Source organism: Sphingomonas sp. LH128 (genome assembly GCF_000293195.2).
In the GTDB taxonomy this organism is placed as follows: domain Bacteria; phylum Pseudomonadota; class Alphaproteobacteria; order Sphingomonadales; family Sphingomonadaceae; genus Novosphingobium; species Novosphingobium resinovorum_A.
In genome coordinates this window covers 1-642 of record NZ_ALVC01000514.1, presented here as the reverse complement: position 1 = coordinate 642, position 642 = coordinate 1, and the positions used below count along the sequence as shown (strand labels likewise).

Annotated in this window: 1 protein-coding gene; it reads right to left on the bottom strand. The window is 60.3% G+C overall.

The genetic code is table 11. From position 1 onward, the window contains the following. Nucleotides 1-269: 269 nt before the first annotated feature. Nucleotides 270-642: outer membrane protein (locus LH128_RS29540; protein ID WP_008833375.1), on the bottom strand; the 373-nt coding region annotated here is incomplete at its 5' end.

Sequence of the window (642 nt, the reverse complement as noted above, 5' to 3'; positions counted from 1 at the left end):
CCGCCGCGCATCCCGATCCCTTCAACATCCCTCTACGGGATCCTGGAATCAGCAATGCCACATCAAGGCAAGCGCCTTTTTCCGCAGCCTGTTAAGGGAGATGCTGGACTTCCTGATTGGGACTACATCCTGTGAATAGCCGCGAGCACCGCGCTCCATTCGAGCAATTTGGATTGAAACTGTTCCGCTGAGAATGCGTAGCGCGGTTACCAATGAGGGCAACTGCAAGGTGGTGCAGGATGTTCGAAGCTGCCCTCAGGTCAGCGCGATCAGAAGCGGAAGCTGCTGGTCGCCATGACGCTCTGAGTGTCGAACTTGTCGCCGCGATTGATGCTGGCTCCGCCCGAAGGGGTGATGCGGAAGGGATTGGTCGCAGGCGCCGTTCCGGCACCGACATCGACACGGTAATCGCCGGCATTATAGCGGGTGTAGAGGTAGCGCGCACCGATCGAGAGTTTCTTCGCGACCTTGGCTTCAACGCCGCCGCCGACGTTCCAGCCCCAGGCATCTTCCTTACGGTTGACCTCGGTACAGATGTTCGCCCGTTGCTGGTCGCGAAGCTGTTGCTCACCTTGGCGGAGGACAGGCCGCCCGTCACATAGGGCATGATGCCGCTGCGCGTTGTCACGCCGAGCCGGGCAC